Origin of the sequence: Cellulomonas algicola, assembly GCF_003851725.1 — a bacterium.
Lineage (GTDB): Bacteria > Actinomycetota > Actinomycetes > Actinomycetales > Cellulomonadaceae > Cellulomonas > Cellulomonas algicola.
The window spans coordinates 1-2,136 of record NZ_BHYL01000391.1 but is presented as its reverse complement, the minus strand read 5'-3'; the positions used below and the strand labels follow the sequence as shown (position 1 = coordinate 2,136).

Annotated in this window: 2 protein-coding genes; both read left to right on the top strand. The window is 77.1% G+C overall.

What is annotated here, in order from left to right; genetic code table 11:
- The coding region (gene ptsP / locus CTKZ_RS19730; protein ID WP_124344513.1) for a phosphoenolpyruvate--protein phosphotransferase at positions 1-1,554 on the top strand (1,554 nt) is incomplete at its 5' end.
- Positions 1,555-1,639: 85 nt separating this feature from the next.
- Entirely contained in the window at positions 1,640-2,023 is a 384-nt protein-coding gene (locus CTKZ_RS19725) for a globin (RefSeq protein ID WP_124344512.1), read from the top strand.
- Positions 2,024-2,136: the final 113 nt, after the last annotated feature.

Sequence of the window (2,136 nt, the reverse complement as noted above, 5' to 3'; positions counted from 1 at the left end):
GCGCAGGCCGCGCGCGTCGGGGAGGCGTCCGCCCGGGTGCAGGCCGCGCTCGACGCGGCCGCGACGCGCGCCGAGGGCGAGAGCGCCGACCTGCTGCACGCCACCGCGGCGATCGCCGCCGACCCCACGCTCGTCGCCGACGCCGAGCAGCGCGTGCTCACCGACCGGCTCGTGCCCGAGCGCGCGGTGTGGGAGGCCGCCGACGCGGTCGCCGAGCAGTTCGCGGCCCTCGGCGGCCTGTTCGCCGAGCGCGTGCGCGACATCGAGGACGTGCGCGACCGGCTCGTCGCCGACCTCACGGGCCGCCCCGCGCCGGGCCTGCCCGAGCGTGCGCACGCGTACGTCCTCGTGGCGACCGACATCGCCCCCGCGCTCGTGGCGACCCTCGACCCCGCCCAGGTGCTCGGCATCGTCACGGGCGCGGGCGGGCCGACGTCGCACACCGCGATCCTCGCCCGCGCACGCGGCATCCCGTGCGTGGTCGCCGCGCGCGGCATCGAGACCACGGTCGGCGAGGGCGACGAGGTCCTCGTGGACGGCGGCGCGGGGACGGTGACCGTCGCGCCCGACGAGGCGCAGGTCGCCGCCGCCCGCGCGCTCGCCGCGCAGGTCCGCACGTTCGACGGCCAGGGCCGCACCGCCGACGGGCACCGCGTCGAGCTGCTCGCGAACGTCGGCAGCCCGCAGGACGCGCTCGACGCCGCCGCGCAGGGCGCCGAGGGTGTCGGGCTGTTCCGCACCGAGTTCGTGTTCCTCGACCACGACGAAGCCCCCGGCCTGGACGAGCAGGTCGCCGCCTACCGGCAGGTCCTCGCCGCCTTCCCCGGGCGCAAGGTCGTCGTCCGCACGCTCGACGCGGGCGCCGACAAGCCGCTGCCCTTCCTCGCCGGTGACGCCGAGGCGAACCCCGCGCTCGGCGTGCGGGGCCTGCGCACGTCCGTCGCGCACCCCGAGGTCCTCGAGGACCAGCTCACCGCGATCGCGCGTGCGGCCGCGGCCGAGTCGGCGACCGTCTGGGTCATGGCCCCCATGGTCGCGACCGTCGACGAGGCCCAGGAGTTCGTCGCCGCGTGCGCGCGGCACGGGCTGGAGACGGCCGGCGTCATGGTCGAGGTGCCGAGCGCCGCGCTGCTCGCCGGCCCGATCCTCGCGCACGCGTCGTTCGCGAGCATCGGCACCAACGACCTCACGCAGTACACGATGGCCGCCGACCGCGTGCTCGGTGCCGTCGCGCACCTGTCGTACGCGTGGCAGCCCGCCGTGCTCCAGCTCGTCGCGGCGACGTGCCGCGGCGGCGCCCAGCAGGGCCGTCCCGTCGGCGTCTGCGGCGAGGCCGCCGCGGTGCCCGCGCTCGCCGTCGTGCTCGTCGGGCTCGGGGTCACGTCGCTGTCGATGACGCCGCGCGCGCTCCCCGACGTCGCCGCCGTGCTCGCCGCGACCCCGGTCGACGAGTGCCGCCGCCTCGCGACCCTCGCGCTCGCCGCGTCGACCGCGACCGACGCGCAGGAGGTCGTCCGGGCGGGGCTGCCGGTGCTCGCGGAGCTCGGGCTCTGAGGCGGGCGCGACGCGGTCCCCGCGTCCGGACGAGGTGACCGACGCCTCGTCTCGACGTCCGCGCGTGCGTGTGAGGATGGTCGGCGTGAGACCCGACTCGTTCTACGCGGCCGTCGGCGGGCACGAGACGTTCGTGCGGCTCGTCGACGAGTTCTACCGCGGCGTCGCCGACGACCCCGTGCTGCGCGCGATGTACCCCGAGGAGGACCTCGGCCCCGCCGCCGAGCGGCTGACGATGTTCCTCGAGCAGTACTGGGGCGGCCCGACGACGTACGGCGAGCAGCGCGGCCACCCGCGCCTGCGCATGCGGCACGCCCCGTTCAAGGTCAACCCCGACGCGCGCGACCGCTGGCTGCGCCACATGCGCGCCGCGGTCGACACGCTCGACCTGGCCCCCCTGCACAAGGCCGAGCTGTGGGACTACCTGGAGCGTGCGGCGCACTCGCTGCTCAACACCTTCGAGGACTGAGGCGGAGCGCAGCGGAGGGTGCGGGCCGCGCCGGCGGCACGCGCCCGCAGCGGAGCGCAGCCTCAGTCCGACCACAGGAACCGGAACTGAGGCGGAGCGCAGCGGAGGGTGCG